Source organism: uncultured Psychroserpens sp., from assembly GCF_947503375.1.
Taxonomy (GTDB): Bacteria; Bacteroidota; Bacteroidia; order Flavobacteriales; family Flavobacteriaceae; genus Psychroserpens.
Map to the genome: position 1 here is coordinate 248,688 of NZ_CANNDQ010000002.1, position 20,168 is coordinate 268,855.

The 20,168-nt window shown below is 34.0% G+C and carries 16 protein-coding genes; 14 read left to right on the plus strand and 2 right to left on the minus strand.

Features of this window, described 5'->3' with window-relative positions; genetic code table 11:
- Positions 1 to 30 precede the first annotated feature (30 nt).
- The 14 genes from purL to Q0876_RS04485 all read left to right on the plus strand — a co-directional run bounded on the left by purL (position 31) and on the right by Q0876_RS04485 (position 18,183).
- The gene (purL, locus tag Q0876_RS04420) at positions 31 to 3,693 is read left to right on the plus strand and encodes a phosphoribosylformylglycinamidine synthase (RefSeq protein ID WP_299224538.1); all 3,663 of its coding nucleotides are present in this window, start codon (positions 31 to 33) and stop codon (positions 3,691 to 3,693) included.
- A 64-nt stretch (positions 3,694 to 3,757) separates the two neighbouring features.
- Positions 3,758 to 5,530, plus strand: a complete 1,773-nt coding sequence (locus Q0876_RS04425) for a long-chain fatty acid--CoA ligase (protein WP_299224539.1) — start codon at positions 3,758 to 3,760, stop codon at positions 5,528 to 5,530.
- A 108-nt stretch (positions 5,531 to 5,638) separates the two neighbouring features.
- Positions 5,639 to 6,037 (plus strand): hypothetical protein, encoded by a 399-nt coding sequence (locus Q0876_RS04430; protein ID WP_299224541.1) that lies wholly within the window; start codon positions 5,639 to 5,641, stop codon positions 6,035 to 6,037.
- Positions 6,038 to 6,313: 276 nt separating this feature from the next.
- Positions 6,314 to 6,745, plus strand: coding sequence for a hypothetical protein (locus tag Q0876_RS04435; RefSeq protein WP_299224543.1), 432 nt, complete (start codon positions 6,314 to 6,316; stop codon positions 6,743 to 6,745).
- A 211-nt stretch (positions 6,746 to 6,956) separates the two neighbouring features.
- Positions 6,957 to 7,787, plus strand: coding sequence for a response regulator transcription factor (locus Q0876_RS04440; RefSeq protein ID WP_299224545.1), 831 nt, complete (start codon positions 6,957 to 6,959; stop codon positions 7,785 to 7,787).
- A gap of 159 nt (positions 7,788 to 7,946) precedes the next feature.
- Positions 7,947 to 8,402, plus strand: coding sequence for a MarR family transcriptional regulator (locus tag Q0876_RS04445; protein WP_299224547.1), 456 nt, complete (start codon positions 7,947 to 7,949; stop codon positions 8,400 to 8,402).
- 1 nt (position 8,403) lies between these two features.
- Entirely contained in the window at positions 8,404 to 10,812 is a 2,409-nt protein-coding gene (locus Q0876_RS04450; protein WP_299224549.1) for a 3-hydroxyacyl-CoA dehydrogenase/enoyl-CoA hydratase family protein, read from the plus strand.
- A gap of 4 nt (positions 10,813 to 10,816) precedes the next feature.
- Positions 10,817 to 12,007 carry an acetyl-CoA C-acyltransferase gene (locus Q0876_RS04455; RefSeq protein ID WP_299224551.1) on the plus strand — a complete coding sequence of 397 codons (1,191 nt, stop codon included), beginning with the start codon at positions 10,817 to 10,819 and terminating at the stop codon, positions 12,005 to 12,007.
- A gap of 23 nt (positions 12,008 to 12,030) precedes the next feature.
- Positions 12,031 to 13,833: an acyl-CoA dehydrogenase family protein gene (locus Q0876_RS04460; protein ID WP_299224553.1), complete on the plus strand. Its 1,803-nt coding sequence runs from the start codon at positions 12,031 to 12,033 to the stop codon at positions 13,831 to 13,833.
- 92 nt (positions 13,834 to 13,925) lie between these two features.
- Positions 13,926 to 15,203, plus strand: coding sequence for a nuclear transport factor 2 family protein (locus Q0876_RS04465; protein ID WP_299224555.1), 1,278 nt, complete (start codon positions 13,926 to 13,928; stop codon positions 15,201 to 15,203).
- An 88-nt stretch (positions 15,204 to 15,291) separates the two neighbouring features.
- Positions 15,292 to 15,780 carry a DUF6265 family protein gene (locus Q0876_RS04470; RefSeq protein WP_299224557.1) on the plus strand — a complete coding sequence of 163 codons (489 nt, stop codon included), beginning with the start codon at positions 15,292 to 15,294 and terminating at the stop codon, positions 15,778 to 15,780.
- A gap of 5 nt (positions 15,781 to 15,785) precedes the next feature.
- The gene (locus Q0876_RS04475; RefSeq protein WP_299224559.1) at positions 15,786 to 17,120 is read left to right on the plus strand and encodes a M28 family metallopeptidase; all 1,335 of its coding nucleotides are present in this window, start codon (positions 15,786 to 15,788) and stop codon (positions 17,118 to 17,120) included.
- Positions 17,120 to 17,695, plus strand: coding sequence for a YdeI family protein (locus tag Q0876_RS04480; RefSeq protein ID WP_299224561.1), 576 nt, complete (start codon positions 17,120 to 17,122; stop codon positions 17,693 to 17,695). Before Q0876_RS04475 ends, Q0876_RS04480 begins: the two co-directional genes overlap by 1 nt.
- Positions 17,689 to 18,183 carry a YdeI/OmpD-associated family protein gene (locus tag Q0876_RS04485; protein ID WP_299224563.1) on the plus strand — a complete coding sequence of 165 codons (495 nt, stop codon included), beginning with the start codon at positions 17,689 to 17,691 and terminating at the stop codon, positions 18,181 to 18,183. Before Q0876_RS04480 ends, Q0876_RS04485 begins: the two co-directional genes overlap by 7 nt.
- On the opposite strand, the gene Q0876_RS04490 is transcribed toward Q0876_RS04485, so the two are convergent.
- Both Q0876_RS04490 and Q0876_RS04495 read right to left on the minus strand, forming a co-directional pair.
- Positions 18,180 to 18,908, minus strand: a complete 729-nt coding sequence (locus Q0876_RS04490; RefSeq protein ID WP_299224565.1) for a response regulator — start codon at positions 18,906 to 18,908, stop codon at positions 18,180 to 18,182. The genes Q0876_RS04485 and Q0876_RS04490 overlap by 4 nt on opposite strands.
- The gene (locus Q0876_RS04495; RefSeq protein WP_299224567.1) at positions 18,905 to 19,978 is read right to left on the minus strand and encodes a sensor histidine kinase; all 1,074 of its coding nucleotides are present in this window, start codon (positions 19,976 to 19,978) and stop codon (positions 18,905 to 18,907) included. Before Q0876_RS04495 ends, Q0876_RS04490 begins: the two co-directional genes overlap by 4 nt.
- Positions 19,979 to 20,168 lie beyond the last annotated feature (190 nt).

Below are 20,168 nucleotides of genomic sequence, written 5' to 3' on the forward strand. Positions count from 1 at the left end.
TTTACAAAACTCAACACAAACTAAGACATAATGATTCATTTCTTCGGAAACCAAAACAGTAAAGTCTTTGCTGTTCAAGCAACAAAAGAATTATCAACCAACACTATAAGCAAATTAACGTGGTTATTTGGCAACCAGCCAAAACTAGAACAAGCATCTATTGATGCTTTTTTTGTTGGCCCAAGAGCAGCTATGATAACACCTTGGAGCACAAATGCGGTTGAAATCACTCAAAATATGGGAATCGATGGTATTGTTCGTATTGAAGAATTTGATTCATGTAGCAAGAGTTTTACAGATTACGATCCAATGATATCTGAAAAATTCAATGGACTACATCAAGATACATTTACAATTGATATACAACCTGAGCCTATTGTTGAAATTGTTGATATTTCAGCTTATAACACACAAGAAGGCTTAGCCTTGAACGAAGAAGAAATAGAGTATTTAGAAAATGTATCTAAAAAAATTGGTCGTCCTCTCACCGATTCTGAAGTATTTGGATTCTCACAAGTAAATAGTGAGCACTGCCGTCATAAAATTTTCAATGGAACGTTTGTTATTGACGGAATGGAAATGCCAAATTCTCTTTTTAAGATGATAAAAGAGACCTCAAAACAAAACCCTAATGATATTGTATCTGCTTATAAAGATAATGTCGCTTTTATAAAAGGTCCAACAGTTGAGCAATTTGCACCTAAACGAGCAGATATACCCGATTACTACGAGACCAATACATTTGAATCTGTAATCTCACTAAAGGCTGAAACACATAACTTCCCAACAACAGTAGAGCCCTTCAATGGTGCAGCAACTGGATCTGGTGGTGAAATAAGAGATCGATTGGCTGGAGGAAAAGGCTCTTTACCTTTAGCCGGAACTGCAGTATACATGACGTCATATTCTCGATTGGAAGCCAATAGACCTTGGGAGCTACAAATGAAAGAGCGTCCATGGTTGTACCAAACACCAATGGACATCTTAATTAAAGCGAGTAATGGTGCTTCCGATTTTGGAAATAAATTTGGACAGCCGTTAATCTGTGGTTCAGTATTAACATTTGAACATGAAGAAGAAACTAGAAAACTAGGTTTTGATAAAGTAATCATGCTAGCTGGTGGAATTGGCTACGGAAAATTAGACCAAGCCATTAAAGCAACACCTGAGTCTGGTGATAAAATCGTAGTTCTAGGAGGTGAAAATTATAGAATTGGTATGGGTGGAGCCGCAGTATCATCTGCCGACACTGGCGAATTCTCTAGTGGTATTGAACTTAATGCTGTACAACGTTCAAATCCTGAAATGCAAAAACGTGCAGCCAATGTTGTTCGTGGCATGGTTGAAAGCGATGACAACAAGATCATATCTATCCATGATCATGGTGCAGGCGGACATCTAAACTGTTTATCAGAATTAATTGAAGATACTGGCGGATGTATTGACCTAGATCAGTTACCTGTTGGAGACCCAACCTTATCTGACAAAGAAATTATTGGTAATGAATCTCAAGAACGTATGGGATTGTTAATTGCAGAAAAGCATTTAGACCACATCAGCAAAATTGCTGAGCGTGAGCGATCTCCTTTATATACTGTTGGTACAGTTACAAACGACAAGCGCTTTTGTTTCAAATCAGAAACTAAAGGAAGTAAACCTATGGATCTTGCTCTTGAAGATATGTTTGGTAGCTCTCCTAAGACGATCATGAGTGACAAAACAGTGAATCATAATTATAACAATTTGTCTTACAATGACGAAAAGCTATACGACTATCTAGACCAAGTCTTACAACTAGAAGCAGTAGCATGTAAAGACTGGCTTACTAATAAAGTTGACCGTTGTGTCGGTGGAAAAGTAGCCAAACAACAATGCGTTGGAGCACTACAATTACCACTAAACAATGTTGGTGTTATGGCTATTGATTATAATGGAAAAGAAGGTATAGCAACCGCTATAGGCCACTCACCCATTTCTGGCTTAATCAACCCAATTGCTGGCAGTAGAAATAGTATTACTGAAGCACTCACCAATATAATTTGGGCGCCTTTAAAAGATGGATTACAATCTGTTTCATTATCTGCCAATTGGATGTGGCCATGTAAAAATGAAGGTGAAGATGCTAGATTATATGAAGCTGTAAAAGCGATTTCAGAATTTTCGATCGATTTAGGGATTAATGTTCCTACTGGTAAAGATTCGCTATCGATGAAACAAAAATATGCAGATGGAGACGTTATCGCTCCTGGAACGGTAATTATTTCAGCAGCAGCCAATTGTAATGAAATCCAAAAGGTAGTTGAGCCAATTTTCAAAAAAGAAAAAGGAAATATATACTACATCAATATATCGCAAGATGAATTTAAATTAGGAGGTAGTAGTTTTGCTCAAATCAACAATACCATTGGGAACGACGCACCTACAGTTATAAGTTCAGACTATGTCAAAACCATATTTAACACAATACAGAGTCTCATAAAAGAGGATCAAATAGTAGCAGGACACGATGTAGCTTCAGGAGGATTGATTACAACTTTATTGGAATTATGCTTTTCTGAAAACAATCTAGGAGCTGAATTAGATTTGACAGCACTACAAGAAAAAGACATCGTAAAATTATTATTTGCTGAAAACTGTGGCATCGTTTTTCAATCTGAAAATGATTCTATTGAGCATATACTCTCTGAAGCTGAGATAGATTTTTTTAATATTGGAAAAGTGACCAATTCTGACGTACTAAGTATTATTAATGAAGACGAGGTATTTACAATGACCATTTCTCGATTAAGAGACGTATGGTACAAAACATCATATTTATTAGATCAAAAGCAAACTGCAAATGGCTTAGCTAAAGTACGTTTCAACAATTATAAAAATCAACCTTTACTATACAAATTTCCAAAACACTTTACAGGAAAACTTCCACATATAGATACTAGTAAACCAAGACCTAAAGCTGCTATTTTAAGAGAAAAAGGAAGCAACTCTGAACGTGAAATGGCAAATGCAATGTATTTGGCAGGTTTTGACGTGAAAGATGTACACATGACTGATTTGATTTCTGGTAGAGAAACACTTGAAGATATACAATTTATTGGTGCAGTTGGAGGGTTTTCAAACTCTGATGTCTTAGGGTCTGCCAAAGGATGGGCTGGTGCATTTTTATACAATGAAAAAGCAAACGCAGCTTTAAAACAGTTCTTTAAAAGAAAGGACACGCTTTCTATTGGTATTTGTAATGGTGCTCAACTCTGGATGGAGCTTGAATTAATGAATCCAGACCACGATGTTCATGGAAAACTCACTTACAATACATCAAAAAAACACGAAAGCGCATTTACTTCAGTCACCATTCAAGAAAATAATTCTGTAATGTTGTCAAGTTTAGCAGGTTGTTCGCTAGGCGTTTGGATAAGTCATGGTGAAGGTCGATACAACTTACCGTATTCAGAAGACAACTATAATATTGTCGCTAAGTATGGTTATACAGAATATCCTTCTAATCCAAATAGTTCAGATTTCAACACAGCTATGTTATGTGATAAAACTGGTCGTCACCTTGCGACGATGCCTCATATTGAGCGTTCTACATTTCAATGGAATTGGGCTTACTATCCAGACAATAGAAAAGATGAGGTTTCTCCATGGTTAGAAGCTTTTGTAAATGCTAGAAAATGGATTGAAAACAACTAAAGGTCAATCTTTGATAATCTTATTATATTTCTTATTTTGCATAGATTAACGCTTTTAAGAATTAATGACAGAGATTTCTAGACTTTTCGACTTTCCGTATTACCAATTAGAGCACAAACCAACAGATTCGGCTTTGGTGACAAAAAAAAATGGTAAATGGGAAAAAACTTCAACTCAAGAATACATTGATAAAGCAAATGCGGTAAGTAGAGCTTTATTAAAATTAGGAGTTAATAAGAATGATAAAATAGCCATAATATCTTCTACTAATAGAACCGAATGGAATATTATGGATATTGGTGTATTGCAAACTGGCGCGCAAACAATTCCTATATACCCAACAATTTCTGCTGAGGATTATGAATATGTCTTAAACCACAGTGAATCAATTTACTGTTTTGTTTCTGACGAAGAAGTCTTAAATAAGATCAATAAAGTCAAAGCAAATACAAGGTTAAAAGAGGTCTATTCTTTTGACCAAATAACTGGTTGTAAACATTATTCTGAATTATTTAAGTTAGGAGAGGATGAAAGTACACAAACTGAAGTTGAAGCCAGAAAAGATAACGTAAAACCTGACGAGCTAGCAACTATAATTTATACATCTGGTACTACTGGAAAGCCCAAAGGTGTGATGCTATCTCACTGGAATATTACCAGTAATGTCTTAGATAGCTCTCCCAGAGTTCCTTTGCAAGAAGGTGAAACTAGGGTTTTGAGTTTTTTACCAATTTGCCACATATTTGAACGTGTACTAATTTATGTTTATCAATATGCTGGTGCTTCAATTTATTTTGCAGAAGGTTTAGATAAAATTGGAGAAAATGCAAAAGAAATCAAACCTCAAATGATGAGTGTTGTACCTCGATTACTTGAAAAGGTGTTTGATAAAATCATGGCCAAAGCAGAAGAACTTTCTGGTATTAAAAGCGCTTTGTTTCATTGGGCAGTAAAACTAGGAGAGCAATGGGAACCATACAAACAAAATGGCGCTTGGTATGAATTTAAACTTAGCATAGCTAGCAAATTAATATTTAGCAAATGGCGTGAAGCACTCGGTGGAGAATTAAGTACTATGGTCTCTGGTAGTGCTGCTCTGCAACCAAGGCTATCTCGTATATTTTGTGCAGCAGGAATGCAAATTATGGAAGGCTATGGTTTAACTGAAACGTCTCCTGTTGTATCAGTTGGGTTGTATAAAAATCAAATGTATAAAGTTGGCACTGTTGGCAAACCTATTGATAATGTTGAAGTAAAAATAGCCGAAGATGGTGAACTTCTTATCAAAGGTCCAAACGTTATGATGGGTTATTACAAAGACAAAGAAAAAACAGACAGTGTGATGACTGGAGATTATTTTCATACTGGTGACAAAGGTGAGATCGATGAAGAAGGTTTTCTTAAAATTACTGGACGTAAAAAAGAAATGTTTAAAACATCTGGCGGAAAATATGTTATCCCTACTTTATTAGAGAATGAACTCAAACAATCCCGTTTTATTGAGCAAATCATGGTAGTGGGTGAAGGCGAAAAAATGCCTGCTGCTTTGATTCAACCTAATTTTGAATTTGTAAGAGATTGGATAGAACGTAAAGAGAAAAATATCGGTTCGTCTGAAGCTGAAATCGCAAATTCAGAAATCATCATAAAGAGAATCCAAAAAGAAATCGATAAATGTAATGCCAAATTTGGAAAATGGGAACAAATTAAGCGCTTTGAACTTACCCCAAACATATGGTCTATTGATGGAGGACATTTAACGCCAACCATGAAAATGAAACGAGATGCTATTAAGGGCATCTATAAAGAGCTTTACAACAAAATTTATCGCTCCTAATAGGCTATACAAAACTATTGATATCTTTTTAATAACTATATTATTGATTTTGTAAATATTTATGTTAAATCGTATATATTTATCATAATAACTAATCAAATTAATAATATGAATGCAAAAACTTTTATTGTTGCTGGCTTAGTTGGTGGCATTGTTAACTGGCTGCTGGGCTGGTTATTTTATGGAATTATCTTTGCAGATTTCTTTCCTCAACCTGAGGAATCTTCAAAAACAATGGTTTTTATACTATTAGGTTGCATGACATTTGCGCTCTTTATGTCCTATATTTATAATAAATGGGCACAAATTTCAACGCTAGCCACTGGCGCAAAAGCTGGGGCTGTAATTGGACTTTTCATGGCCCTATTCTATAATTTCTTCAATATGGCTATGAATTCTGAAATGACTTACGAAATGTTTGGAGTAGACTTAGCAATATCTATAGTTATGACAGCGCTTACTGGCGCCGTAATTGGAGCTATTAGCGGAAAAATGAATGCCTCTTAAGAGTTAAAGTTGAACAATATGTAAAAGGCGTCTTAATTCAAGACGCCTTTTTTTATATAAATTTTAAGAAAAGTATGGTGAAAAATAAATACTTGTATTACTGTAATTTTCACTGATCTTTGAATGGATAAAGACTAAAAGTTATAATTAAAACTGAGTATTTATAGGCTCTAAGACATTTTTAGTCCTTTTCTAGTACCTTTTTCAAACCTAAAAATCTTTCATTTACTTTTTCTATAAATACCTTTGGTTCAAGAACTTTAAATTTTATCAATCATGAAAAAATCTGTCTATTTATTTACAACCTTATTTTTGTTTTTATCGCTCTTTATTAATGCACAACAACATCAAAACAGTCATTCAAATTGTGACACAACAACTACTGGTCGCACTATTAAGTTTAATGGTAGTTCAGATGTAGAAGCAATAATAATAAACGTTTCTGAAGATACAAAGATAGCTGAAATAGCTGTTAACACCACTATTAAATCTGGTCATCTAACTGTTGAAATCCATGATCCAAAGGGCAATAAAAAGGGTAATTTTTCAGTTGAAAGCTTAATAAAATCTAGCGAAAAAAAGAGTGAGTTGGTTTGCGGACAAATGCACAAGCAAATTAGCGATCCAAAAGCTGGCAAATGGATTGTACATCTTATACCAAAAAATGTATCTGGAGAAGTAACAATTCAAACATTTATGAGTAATTAAATAGTGCTAGAAATATGCAAATCAACTACAGCTATATTTATTTTAACAAAACTATTTTTTTTTTCAATTAGCACTAGTAGTAAGCTTCAATAGCTTTTCGCTTTCAACATCAAAAAACGAACAATCAATAGAAGGTAAACTACAACTCGACTCTATATGGAGACCTGTAGTTTACCTTTCACATATTCCTACATTTAATGATATGTATACCATGTCTAATGAAATAATTATTGCTGAGACCACTATAGACAACCAAGGTAGTTTTCATTTTTCAACAAAAGCATTACCCTCAAAAGACAAACTATATAGGATTCACCTCTCTAAAAAAGACACACCAGCTGCTTCACTAATCATCGGTGGAAAAGAAGAAAATCATATTTTTTTTATTGCAAATTCTAATTCTTATGTATATGTAGAAAATAAAGATAAGAGTAGCCTCTTTGAAGGCTATACGATTAAAGGATACCAACCAAATAATGATTTAAAAAAAATAATAAAAATGATCCATCAGCGCGAGCAATCTGATGCAAATGATAATGCTCTAAAAGTTGAGTTCATTAATAAAACATTGTGCGAGAAACTTCTACATATTGCTGATACAAGCTCACATCCTATTGTATCATTATATGCACTTAACAATAGTAAATTTGAAACTACATTTTTTGAAAATCAAAAATTCTATGAAAGTTATCTCAAAAAATGGAACAATGAAGATTCCGCATATTTCAAGGAATTAAGAACTAAATTCCCAAAAAAAGAAAACAGTTCAAGTTTGAGATATATTTTCATAAGTATTGTTTTTTTCATTTTAGGTTTTCTTATCAATTACTACATGAATCAGAAACAGAAACGAACTAACAATCAATTAAGATTATTAAGTGTCCAAGAACGAAAGATCTTTAAACTTGTCCAGTCTGGGAAATCGAATAAAGAAATTTCAGAAGAATATAATATTGAAATAAGTACTGTTAAAAGCCATGTCAGTAATATCTATTCTAAACTAAGTATTAAATCAAGAAAAGAAGCAATGAATATTAAATAAAGATTATTTCTTATATTTATGTAACCATAATTAACAATCATTACAATTAGTTAGTCGCTAATTCTTATTTCGCAAAATACTATGCGTGCATAATTTTTTATAAAATACTATGCGTGCATAGTATTTTTTTAGTATATTTGGGTTTAGAAATTCATGACTATGAAAGACAAAACCATCGACTATGTGCTTCGTACCACTTGGTTAGCCGTAAATAAAATGTACAATGAAGAAGCAGCACAATTTGGCACTACTATGGCTACTGGCTTTGCTTTGCTTAGTATTGATCCAGACAATGGTACACCTTCAACTTCACTAGGTCCGAAAATGGGAATGGAAGCGACTAGCTTATCACGAACACTTAAAACTATGGAAGAAAAAGGGTTGATTGAGCGTAAACCAAATCCTGATGATGGTCGCGGTGTGATTATACATCTTACAGAATTTGGAAAAGAAAAAAGAGCATATTCAAGAGAAAGAGTAATTACTTTCAATGAAACCATACGAGATAATGTTTCTGAAGAAGAATTATTAAACTTTTATGCTGTAGCAGAAGTGATTAATAATATGATCTCTAATAAACAGATTTATAATAAAAAAGAACACACGGTAAAATAATATGAGTAAACGTAGAATAAAAAAAATAGCAATTATTGGTTCAGGTATAATGGGAAGTGGTATTGCTTGCCATTTTGCAAATATTGGTGTTGATGTATTATTGTTAGACATTGTTCCAAGAGAGCTAAATGACAAAGAAAAAGCCAAAGGCTTGACTTTAGAGGACAAAATGGTTAGAAACAGATTGGTTAATGACGCGTTAACCGCATCAATAAAATCTAAACCGGCACCACTTTATCATCCATCATTCAAAAATCGTATCACAACAGGAAATCTTGAAGATGATATAGCAAAGGTAAAAGATGCAGATTGGATTATGGAAGTTGTTGTTGAACGTTTAGATATTAAACAGGAAGTTTTTGAAAAACTAGAGCACTATAGAACACCAGGAACTTTAATTACTTCAAATACATCTGGCATTCCTATAAAATTTATGAGTGAAGGAAGAAGTGATGATTTTCAGAAGCACTTCTGCGGAACTCATTTTTTCAATCCAGCACGCTACTTAAAATTATTTGAGATTATTCCTGGTCCTAAGACCGATGCGTCTGTATTAGAATTCTTAAATGGGTATGGTGAACAATTCCTTGGAAAAACATCGGTCATTGCAAAAGATACACCCGCTTTTATTGGTAATAGAATAGGAATCTTTAGTATTATGAGCTTGTTTCATGCTGTTAAAGAATTAAACTTAACCATTGAAGAAGTAGATAAACTTTCTGGTCCAGTAATTGGTCGTCCAAAATCTGCTACATTCAGAACTGTAGATGTTGTTGGTTTAGATACGTTGGTACATGTTGCCAACGGTATACGAGAAAACTGCCCTAATGACGAACGTCATGCGTTATTCAACCTTCCAGAGTTCATTAATATCATGATGGAAAACAGATGGTTAGGAAGTAAAACAAAACAAGGATTTTATAAAAAGAATGTTTCGGCAGATGGTAAGAAAGAGATTTTATCATTAGATCTAAATACTTTAGAATATCGCTCTGCTCAAAAAGCAAAATTTGCAACATTAGAATTAACAAAGTCAATTGATAAAGTAGTAGATCGTTTCAAAGTTTTGGTTTCTGGTAAGGACAAAGCAGGCGAATTCTATCGAAAAAGTTTTGCTGCCCTATTCGCTTATGTATCCAATAGAATTCCAGAAATCACAGACGATTTATATAAAATTGATGATGCCATGAAAGCCGGTTTTGGCTGGGAACATGGTCCATTCCAAATTTGGGACGCCATTGGCGTTGAAAAAGGAATTGAAATAATGAAAGCCGAAGGCCTTCAACCTAACGCATGGGTAAATGAAATGTTAGCGTCTGGTAACACATCATTCTATACTGTAAAAAATGGCGCAACTTATGCTTATGATATTCCAAAGAAAGTCCACGAAAAAATACCTGATCAAGATAGCTTTATCATTTTAGATAATATCAGACAATCAAATGAAGTTTATAAGAATTCAGGCGTAGTTGTTGAAGATTTAGGCGATGGAATTTTAAATGTCGAATTCCAATCCAAAATGAATACAATAGGCGGAGACGTATTGGCTGGATTGAATAAAGCTATTGATATCGCTGAAAAAGATTTTGCTGGATTAGTCGTTGGAAATCAGGCTGCAAATTTTTCTGTTGGTGCAAACATAGGAATGATTTTCATGATGGCAGCAGAACAAGAATATGACGAACTCAACATGGCCATCAAATATTTCCAAGATACGATGATGCGTATGCGCTATTCGGCTATTCCTACAATATCTGCTCCTCACGGAATGACATTAGGAGGTGGTTGCGAATTATCGATGCACGCAGATAAAGTAGTAGCAGCAGCAGAAACGTATATTGGATTAGTAGAATTTGGTGTAGGTGTTATTCCTGGTGGAGGCGGCTCTAAAGAAATGGCATTAAGAGCGCAAGACACTTTTAGAAAAGGCGATGTAGAATTAAATGTGTTACAAGAATACTTCTTAACTATTGGTATGGCAAAAGTAGCCACTTCTGCGTATGAAGCGTTCGATTTAGGAGTGCTTCAAAAAGGAAAAGATATTGTAGTTGTAAATAAAGATAGACAAATTGCAACAGCCAAAGCCCATGCTAAATTAATGGCTGATGCAGGCTATACTCAACCTGTAAAACGTAGAGACATAAAAGTTCTAGGTAAACAAGCATTAGGTATGTTCTTAGTAGGTACTGATGCTATGGAAGCTAGCCACTACATTAGTGAACACGACCAAAAAATAGCTAATAAATTAGCTTACGTTATGGCAGGAGGTGATCTTTCAGAACCAACATTGGTAAGCGAGCAATACTTACTAGATTTAGAACGTGAAGCATTTCTTTCACTTTGCACAGAACGTAAAACTCTTGAAAGAATTCAACACATGTTAACCAAAGGTAAACCTTTAAGAAACTAAGAAAATGAAACAAGCATATATAGTAAAAGCATATCGAACAGCTGTAGGGAAAGCGCCTAAAGGTGTCTTCCGTTTTAAAAGAGCAGATGAACTAGGGGCAGAAACCATTCAGCATATGATGAAAGAATTACCAAACCTTGACGTCTCTAGAATTGATGACGTGATCGTTGGTAATGCCATGCCAGAAGGGTCACAAGGTCTCAACATGGCAAGATTTATCTCTTTAATAGGATTAAATAGCGTTGACGTTCCTGGCGTTACCGTAAACCGTTTTTGTTCTTCCGGAATTGAAACTATTGGTATTGCTACAGCAAAAATTCAAGCTGGAATGGCAGATTGTATTATAGCTGGCGGATCAGAAAGTATGAGCTCTGTACCAATGACAGGATTTAAACCAGAGTTGAACTACGATACTGTAAAAGCTGGTCATGAAGAATATTATTGGGGAATGGGAAACACAGCGGAAGCTGTTGCGAATCAGTTTAATGTGTCTCGTGAAGATCAAGATGAATTTGCATACAACTCACATATGAAAGCCTTAAAGGCACAGGCAGAAAATCGTTTTCAGGATCAGATCGTTCCAATAACAGTCGATCAAACCTACATTGACGAAAATGGAAAAAAAGCCACAAAGTCATATACAGTAACTAAAGATGAAGGGCCTCGCGCAGGAACTAATATGGAAGCATTAGCTAAACTTCGAGCTGTTTTTGCTCAAGGCGGAAGTGTAACCGCTGGGAATTCATCTCAAATGAGTGATGGTGCTGCTTTTGTTATGGTAATGAGTGAAGACCTTGTAAAAGAACTAAACATTGAGCCTATAGCCCGATTGGTTAGTTATGCAGCTGCTGGTGTTGAGCCACGTATTATGGGAATTGGACCTGTTAAAGCCATTCCTAAAGCATTAAAACAAGCTGGATTACAACAAAGCGATCTTGAATTGATAGAATTAAACGAAGCATTCGCATCACAATCTTTAGCAGTTATACGTGAATTAGATTTAAATGCTGATATCATTAATGTGAATGGTGGCGCAATTGCACTTGGCCATCCGCTAGGTTGTACAGGAGCAAAATTATCTGTACAACTATTTGACGAAATGCGAAAACGTAATATAAAAGGTAAATATGGTGCTGTAACTATGTGTGTTGGAACTGGTCAAGGAGCCTGCGGAATTTTCGAATTTTTAAATTAAAAAGGATTAAACAAAATATAGCAATGGAAGCAATAGAAAAAGACATACTAAGAGGCGGACAATTCTTAGTCAAAGAAACAAAATGTGAAGATGTATTTACACCTGAAGATTTTTCAGAAGAGCAACAAATGATGAAAGATGCGGTTATGGAATTTAATGACCGTGAGATTATTGCACATAGAGAACGATTTGAGAAAAAAGATTATGCATTTACTGAAGAGTGTATGCGAAAGGCTGGTGAACTTGGGTTCTTAGGTGTAGCAGTTCCTGAAGCGTATGGTGGTTTAGGAATGGGATTTGTTTCTACGTGTTTAACATGTGACTACATCTCTAGTGGTACTGGTTCTTTTAGCACTGCATTTGGCGCTCATACAGGAATAGGCACTATGCCAATTACGCTATATGGTACCGAAGAACAAAAACAAAAATATGTTCCAAAGTTAGCTTCTGGTGAATGGTTTGGTGCCTATTGCTTAACTGAACCTGGAGCAGGTAGTGATGCAAACTCAGGTAAAACTACGGCTGAATTATCTGAAGATGGTAAATCTTATAAGATCAACGGACAGAAAATGTGGATATCAAATGCAGGTTTCTGTAAGTTATTCATTGTATTTGCAAGAATTGAGGACGATAAAAACATTACTGGTTTTATTGTAGAAAACGACCCTTCAAACGGAATCACATTAGGTGAAGAAGAACACAAATTAGGGATTCGTGCAAGTTCTACACGTCAAGTATTTTTTAACGATACAGTTGTACCAGTTGAAAATATGCTTTCTGAAAGAGGCAATGGATTCAAAATTGCTATGAATGCACTTAATGTTGGTCGAATAAAATTAGCTGCTGCATGCCTAGATTCGCAGAGACGTATCTTAAGCTATGCTGTAAACTATGCTAATGAACGTAAACAATTTAAAACACCAATTGCCGATTTTGGTGCTATTAAAACAAAATTAGCTCAAATGGCAACTAGTGCTTATGCTGGTGAATCTGCTACATATAGAGCCGCTAAAAATATTGAAGATCGTATTGCTATTCGTGAAGCTTCTGGTAACTCACATCAAGAAGCCGAACTTAAAGGCGTTGAAGAGTATGCTATAGAATGTTCTATTTTAAAAGTAGCCGTATCTGAAGACGTTCAAAACTGTGCAGACGAAGGCATCCAAATTTTTGGAGGCATGGGCTTTTCTGAAGAAACACCAATGGAAGCTGCTTGGAGAGATGCTCGTATTGCGCGTATTTATGAAGGCACCAATGAGATCAACAGAATGCTTTCTGTAGGCATGTTGGTAAAAAAAGCTATGAGAGGTCATGTAGACCTATTGAATCCAGCAATGAAAGTACAAGAAGAGTTAATGGGTATTCCTTCATTTGAAACACCAGATTATTCTGAATTGTTTTCAGAAGAGAAAGCCATGATCGCTAAACTTAAAAAAGTATTTTTAATGGTAGCTGGTGCAGCTGTACAAAAATTTGGTCAAGACCTAGAAGAGCACCAACAATTACTAATTGCTGCTGCTGATATCTTAATTGAGATCTATATGGCTGAGTCAACGATTCTAAGAACTGAAAAAAATGCGAAACGTTTTGGCGAAGATGCTCAAAAAGTACAAATAGCAATGGCCAAATTGTACCTATACAATGCAGTTAGTATTGTTGAAGGTAAAGGAAAAGAAAGTATCATTTCTTTTGCTGAAGGTGATGAACAACGTATGATGCTAATGGGATTAAAACGATTTACGAAATATCAAAATTATCCAGACATAGTTGACTTACGTAATGAGATTGCTGAAAAAGTGAAAGCTGAGAATAAGTATTGTTTTTAAAATTTTAGGCTAATTCAATTTTAAAAACGGAAGCCAATTCATTAAGTTGAATTGGCTTTTTTAGTATCTTTAGAAAAACTATATCATAAATTATGAAGTATTATATTTTTCTATTTTTTTTTACCATTCCTCTACTCTATTTTTCGCAGTCTAATATCGAAGTTTTAGCATTTGATCTCGATATAACCAATGGAAGCTATGAACTTTCTAACTTCAAAAACTTATCTAACAATGAAGGATATGATAATCAACCCTCATTTTTAGATGATCGTTACATTCTTTTTGCATCAACTAGAAATGGTCAAACAGATATTGCAAAATATCATCTGGATTATGACTCAAAAACGTGGCTAAACTTTAGTGAAGGTGGCGAATATACACCTATAAAAATACCAAATAAAGATGCCGTCTCTGCTGTTCGTTTAGATAAAGATGGTAAACAACGCCTGTATGCATATAGTCTAAGAAATGGAGAATCTTCAGAACTTATTCAAGATTTAGTCGTTGCCTACTATACTTGGTTTGATGAGTACATTATTGTCTCTGCCGTGATTGAAGGTGAAAGCCTAAATTTATTTGTAACCAACCTTCAAGATGGCAGAAGTCGTAAATTTAAAAATAATGTTGGTCGATCATTTCATCGCATACCAAATTCAAATTTGATAAGTTATATTTCAAAAGAAGACCCAAATCAATGGCAAATAAAATCATTGAATCCTACAACTGGAGAAACCAAAGTCATCGCAAATACAATTGAAGGTATTGAAGATATCTGTTGGTTAAATAGTAAAACCATTCTTTCTGGTAAAGACCATCAACTTTATAAGTTAACCTTACAAAAAGATAATAATTGGAAACAAATCGCAGATCTATCCAAGAACGGCATCACCAAGATCACACGTTTGGTTGCAAATAATAAAGCCAACAAGTTATTGATTGCTGGAGAGTTAGGTTCTAGTACAACAACTGAAACCAATGCAGAAGGTACAAAAACAGAAAAAAGCGAATCAGAAACTACAACCTCAACCAATACTGCTGAAACTACAAGTGTTGAAGCTATAGTCCAGAAACAGTTAAATGCTTATAATGCTAGAAACATTGATGCATTTATGGCAACTTACGCCACAGATGTAAAGCTTTATAATTATCCTAATCAGCTTCGTACTGATGGGTATGAGCAAATGCGAAAAAGTTATTCGGAATGGTTTAAAAATGCTCCAGATTTAAACGCATATATAAAAAAACGAATCGTAATTGGCAACAAAGTTATTGATGAAGAACAAGTAACAGCAAATGGACAAATTTTTCATGCTGTTGCCATTTATGAGGTTGAAAATGGAAAAATTAAAAAAGTAACATTCATTCAATAACCCAATGTATTAAACAACTAATATGTCCTCCTAAACCCATTTTCGAACGTCTTATAATAAAGAACATGTTTAATTTAAAACATAAAAAATGAAATATGTATTAATAATAGTCTTCTTGTTTAGCATATCATTATCTGCTCAAAATCAAGCAGCTATCAAGCATAATAAAAAGATTCTAGAACCAAAACTAGAAAACATCAAATGGATTTCTGGCAACTGGAAAGGTGAAGCTTTTGGCGGACACGTAGAAGAGAACTGGAGCGAACCTTCTGGAGGCTCAATGATGGCAACCTTTAAACTCATTACTGATGGCAAAGTATCATTTTATGAAATTGAAATCATCAGAGAGGTAGAAAATACATTAGTACTTCAACTAAAACATTTTGATAATGAATTAAAAGGTTGGGAAAGTAAAAACGAAACTGTAGATTTTCCTTTAAAAGAAATAACAGCTAATAAAGTAGTTTTTGAAGGAATGACCTTCGAAAAAGTAAATGATAATGAAATGAATGTTTTTGTAAATATTAAAAATGGTGAAGGCGGAGCCGAAATCATAGCCTTTAATTATAAAAAGTAAATGCTATGAAATACTTAATAGTAGTTAGTGCACTTTTATTTTCAATTGTCAATCAAGCACAAACTCATCAAAAAATTTATGATATCATTGATAATGTTTCCGCTGAACGGATCAAAAGCGATATCAGAACACTGGCTAATTTTGGTACACGACACACGCTTAGCGATACTGTTTCTAATTCTAGAGGTATTGGTGCAGCCAGACGTTGGATAAAACAGGAATTTGAAACCATATCTAACGATTGTAATACTTGTCTTGATGTGTTTTATCAGAAAAATTTAGTGAAACAAGGTGAAAACGATCGCATTACAAAAGATGTTTGGGTTGTGAATGTTGTAGCTGTGCAAAAAGGAACAAAATACCCAAATAATTATATCATCATGAGCGGAGATATAGATTCTCGTGTTAGTGATCCAAATAATTTCACTTCAGACTCACCTGGTGCTAATGATAATGCATCAGGTATGTCAGGAACTATTGAAGCCGCTAGAGTACTCTCAAAATATCAATTTGAAAGTAGCATCATCTATGCTGGTTTGTCTGGTGAAGAGCAAGGGTTATTTGGTGGTAAAGGTTTGGCTGCTTATGCAAAAGAAAACAATTGGAATATTATTGGTGTACTCAATAACGATATGATTGGCAATATTAAAGGGGTAGATGGTGTGATAGACAATCGTACCTTCAGAATATTTTCTGAACCTGTTTCTCCTACTGAAACTGAAGCTCAAAGACGATCAAGACGTTTTTATGGTGGAGAAGTTGATGGAATTTCTAGACAACTTGCACGCTATGTACATCAAGCAACAAAAATCTATTTACCAGAAATGAACCCAATGATGGTGTATCGATTAGATCGCTTTGGACGTGGTGGTCACCACAGACCGTTTAATGATGCTGGTTTTCCTGGAATTAGAATTATGGAAGCTCATGAAAATTACACACAACAACATCAAGATATAAGAACCGAGAATGGTATTAATTATGGTGATACCTTTGAACACGTAAATTTTGATTATACTAAAAAACTTACAGCTGTTAATGCTATCACTATGGCAAGTATAGCTTCTGCTCCTCCTGCTCCAACCAAGGTTGCTATTGGTGGTATTGTTGAAGCTTCTGCTAGGTTAAAGTGGAGTTTGGTTGAAGGTGCAGTAGGATATAAAATTTATTGGAGAGATACTACTTCTCCAACTTGGGATCATAGCAGATATGTTGGAAATATTTCGGACTTTACTTTAGAAGGTATCGTTATAGATAATTTTTATTTTGGTATAGCTTCAGTTGGTAAAGATGGTTTTGAAAGTGTTGTTGTATTTCCAAATGAAATCCTGAGAAACTAATGTCTGAAATAAAAGAATATTATTTTAAAACTGACACCGAATGGAGAGCGTGGTTACATGAAAATCATGAGCAAACTAAAGGTATTTACTTAATTTTCTTCAAAGTTGAAAACAAAGAGCCATCCATGCGTTGGGAAGAAGCTGTAAAAGTTGCATTGTGCTATGGTTGGATAGATTCTACAGTTAAAAGTCTAGGCAATGGCAAACGTCGTCAATACTTTTGTTCTAGAAATCCCAAAAGTGTTTGGAGTGCCTTAAACAAGAAATATATTAAAACGCTGATAACTGAAGGATTAATGCACGAAAGCGGGCTAAAAAGTATTGAAATAGGAAAACAAAATGGTGGTTGGACCGCTTTAGATCATATTGAAAATGAAGTTATTCCTGAAGATCTTCAAAAAGTTTTTAATACAAATAAAAAGGCTTTTAACAATTACAAAAATTTTGCGCCATCGTATAGAAAAGGCTATTTATATTGGTTGAATAGTGCTAAACGAGAAGCTACGCGTCAAAAAAGAATTATAGAAATCATTCAGCTCTGTGAAGCTAACATAAAAAGTAAAGGAAATTGGTAACATTAAAAAGTGACATTTTCACGATAGGTTTATTAGATCAATATCATCTTTTTATTCCTAATAAAATAGCAGAACCATTTGCAAAGGCAAAACAACTCCGTGTTAAAGTTAAAGCAACGTTTAAAACAAATACAATTGAATTCTATGCTGCTATTAAAAAAGATAAAAATACAGATGATTACAAAATGATGTTTGGTAAGCGCTTACAAAAGGAACTAGGTGTTTTTTTGAACGACTATTTTGAAATGCAATTATTGGAAGACACTTCTAAATATGGTGTTGATATGCCTGAAGAACTCGATGCTGTCTTTAAAAGTGAACTCGAAGCCTTTGAGATTTTTGAAAGCTTAACAGCAGGAAAAAAAAGAAGTATTATCTACACCGTTATAAGAATCAAAAATAGTCAAACACGAATTGATAAAGCTTTACTCATGTGTGAAAATTTAAAACGCGGAGAAACCAACCCAATGCATTTATTCAAAAGTTAATACATCAGTTTTTTAATATTATCCATGTATCCTCTACTAACACGCACTACATCATCATTTTGCATGGTAACATCATAACTCTTTGAATATTTATTGAGCTCCTTTACTTTGTTTAAATTAATAATTGAGGATCTATGAACGCGAATAAAAATAGCACTATTAAGCTTTTCTTCAAGTGTAGAAATTCCATAATTACTTAAAAACACATCGGCTTTGGTGATTAATTTTGAATAGTCACCGTAAGCTTCAATTCTAATAACCTCATCAATAGGAATAGTAATGAGCTTATTGTGCTTTTGAACTAAAATACGTTCTGGATATTTTGAACTCTCAATAAATAAGCTCTCTGCTAGAGGTCTTGCTGTATTCTCTATATTTGACTTAAATAATCGTTCTACAGCTATCTTGAAACGCTCTTTAGTATAAGGCTTCAATAGGTAGTCAACAGCATGAACCTCAAAAGCTTTTAATGCATATTGATCGTAAGCTGTAGAAAAAATGATCTGAGGTAATTCTTCCAAATGTGTCAATACATCAAATCCTGTCATTCCTGGCATTTGAATATCCAAGAATACAAAATCAGGCTTGAACTCATTAATAATTTTAACTGCATCTACACCATTATTTGCTTCTCCTAAAAGGATCAAGTTATTAAAATCTTCAAGATATTCTTTAATCAATTTTCGACCAGATGCTTCATCATCTACAATAACTACTTTTTTCATAATTCGAAGCTTATTTTAAGTCCTTGAGGTTTATTATCTGCCAACTTTAAAGTTGTCTGATACATTTTTTCCAATCGCAATCGTGTATTGGTCAATCCTATTCCTTTCTCAAAAACTTGAGCTTTATTTCTTATACCTATACCACTATCTGAAATTTCAAATGCCAATTTATTGTTTTTCTTATGGATAGAAATTGAAATACTTCCACCTTCAATTAAAGATGACAAACCATGTTTAATTGAATTCTCAACCAAGGGTTGTAATAGCATTGGTGGTATAAGCTCATCCATGATTGACGCATCAACATCGATATTGATTTCTAAGCGTTCTTGAAAACGCTCTTTTTCTAGATCTAAGTATTTTTTAACAAATTTCAGCTCTTCTTTTAGTGGTACTAGCTCTATTTGAGATGCTTTCAATTGATAGCGAAACAAGTCTGATAATTCAGCAATAAGATGTCTGGTCTTTTCGTTCTCTGGAGGTACAGAGGCACTTATTGTATTAAAAATGTTATATAAGAAATGTGGATTCAATTGTGCCTTAATTGCAGACAGCTCACTTTTTAAAGCAGCATTTCTAAGTTCACCCTCAACAATTATCTTTTTCTGATTTTCTCTGTAATAATTGTAAGCATGTAAAATACCAAATTGCAAAATATAAAATAATGCAGGTATGTAAATGTCCCAAACTTTTCCTGAGCCTTGCAAATGGTAAAATTTAACCACTTCAGTTATGTAATAGTAAGATTGTTGCCAAACAATAACAAAAGTTGGTAATAAAATGACGTGTAATAACAAGCGCTTGCTTAAAGACCAATGCTTCAATACTTTAAATAGTAAATACCATATTGGAATAGTGATAATGAATTTCAATATATAATCTAGACCACTATCGTCAATAAAAATGATAAGATCTCCAAACAGCTTATCATTTTTATCACTAAACCCTTGCCTATTGGCCCATAATGTTACGTAATAAAACACAGCCATAAACACATAGAATGCTATAAATGCTAATAATTCTCCAACACGGACTCCAAAAATTGGCTTTTTAAAAAAACTGGTTTGCATCGTATTTGCTTTTAATATCATCTAAATTAACATTATTCTCATTGAGTAGATTACTATTTCAGATGAATCGCCCTATAGTAAGACGAATTGACCTAGTCTATTCATCGACCCATAGCTCAACTCAACAGTTTGTAAGTGCATCACTTACAATTAGATGACATATTTGTATCACAATTAAAATACAAATATT

What these genes read in the sequence shown, in the direction of transcription:
- Q0876_RS04470 (WP_299224557.1), top strand. Translation starts at nt 15,292, where the DNA reads ATGAAATATGTATTAATAATAGTCTTCTTGTTTAGCATATCATTATCT.
- Q0876_RS04430 (WP_299224541.1), top strand. Translation starts at nt 5,639, where the DNA reads ATGAATGCAAAAACTTTTATTGTTGCTGGCTTAGTTGGTGGCATTGTT.
- Q0876_RS04440 (WP_299224545.1), top strand. Translation starts at nt 6,957, where the DNA reads ATGTCTAATGAAATAATTATTGCTGAGACCACTATAGACAACCAAGGT.
- Q0876_RS04435 (WP_299224543.1), top strand. Translation starts at nt 6,314, where the DNA reads ATGAAAAAATCTGTCTATTTATTTACAACCTTATTTTTGTTTTTATCG.
- Q0876_RS04480 (WP_299224561.1), top strand. Translation starts at nt 17,120, where the DNA reads ATGTCTGAAATAAAAGAATATTATTTTAAAACTGACACCGAATGGAGA.
- Q0876_RS04490 (WP_299224565.1), bottom strand. Translation starts at nt 18,908, where the DNA reads ATGAAAAAAGTAGTTATTGTAGATGATGAAGCATCTGGTCGAAAATTG.
- Q0876_RS04455 (WP_299224551.1), top strand. Translation starts at nt 10,817, where the DNA reads ATGAAACAAGCATATATAGTAAAAGCATATCGAACAGCTGTAGGGAAA.
- Q0876_RS04465 (WP_299224555.1), top strand. Translation starts at nt 13,926, where the DNA reads ATGAAGTATTATATTTTTCTATTTTTTTTTACCATTCCTCTACTCTAT.
- Q0876_RS04450 (WP_299224549.1), top strand. Translation starts at nt 8,404, where the DNA reads ATGAGTAAACGTAGAATAAAAAAAATAGCAATTATTGGTTCAGGTATA.
- Q0876_RS04425 (WP_299224539.1), top strand. Translation starts at nt 3,758, where the DNA reads ATGACAGAGATTTCTAGACTTTTCGACTTTCCGTATTACCAATTAGAG.
- Q0876_RS04445 (WP_299224547.1), top strand. Translation starts at nt 7,947, where the DNA reads ATGAAAGACAAAACCATCGACTATGTGCTTCGTACCACTTGGTTAGCC.
- purL (WP_299224538.1), top strand. Translation starts at nt 31, where the DNA reads ATGATTCATTTCTTCGGAAACCAAAACAGTAAAGTCTTTGCTGTTCAA.
- Q0876_RS04495 (WP_299224567.1), bottom strand. Translation starts at nt 19,978, where the DNA reads ATGCAAACCAGTTTTTTTAAAAAGCCAATTTTTGGAGTCCGTGTTGGA.
- Q0876_RS04460 (WP_299224553.1), top strand. Translation starts at nt 12,031, where the DNA reads ATGGAAGCAATAGAAAAAGACATACTAAGAGGCGGACAATTCTTAGTC.
- Q0876_RS04475 (WP_299224559.1), top strand. Translation starts at nt 15,786, where the DNA reads ATGAAATACTTAATAGTAGTTAGTGCACTTTTATTTTCAATTGTCAAT.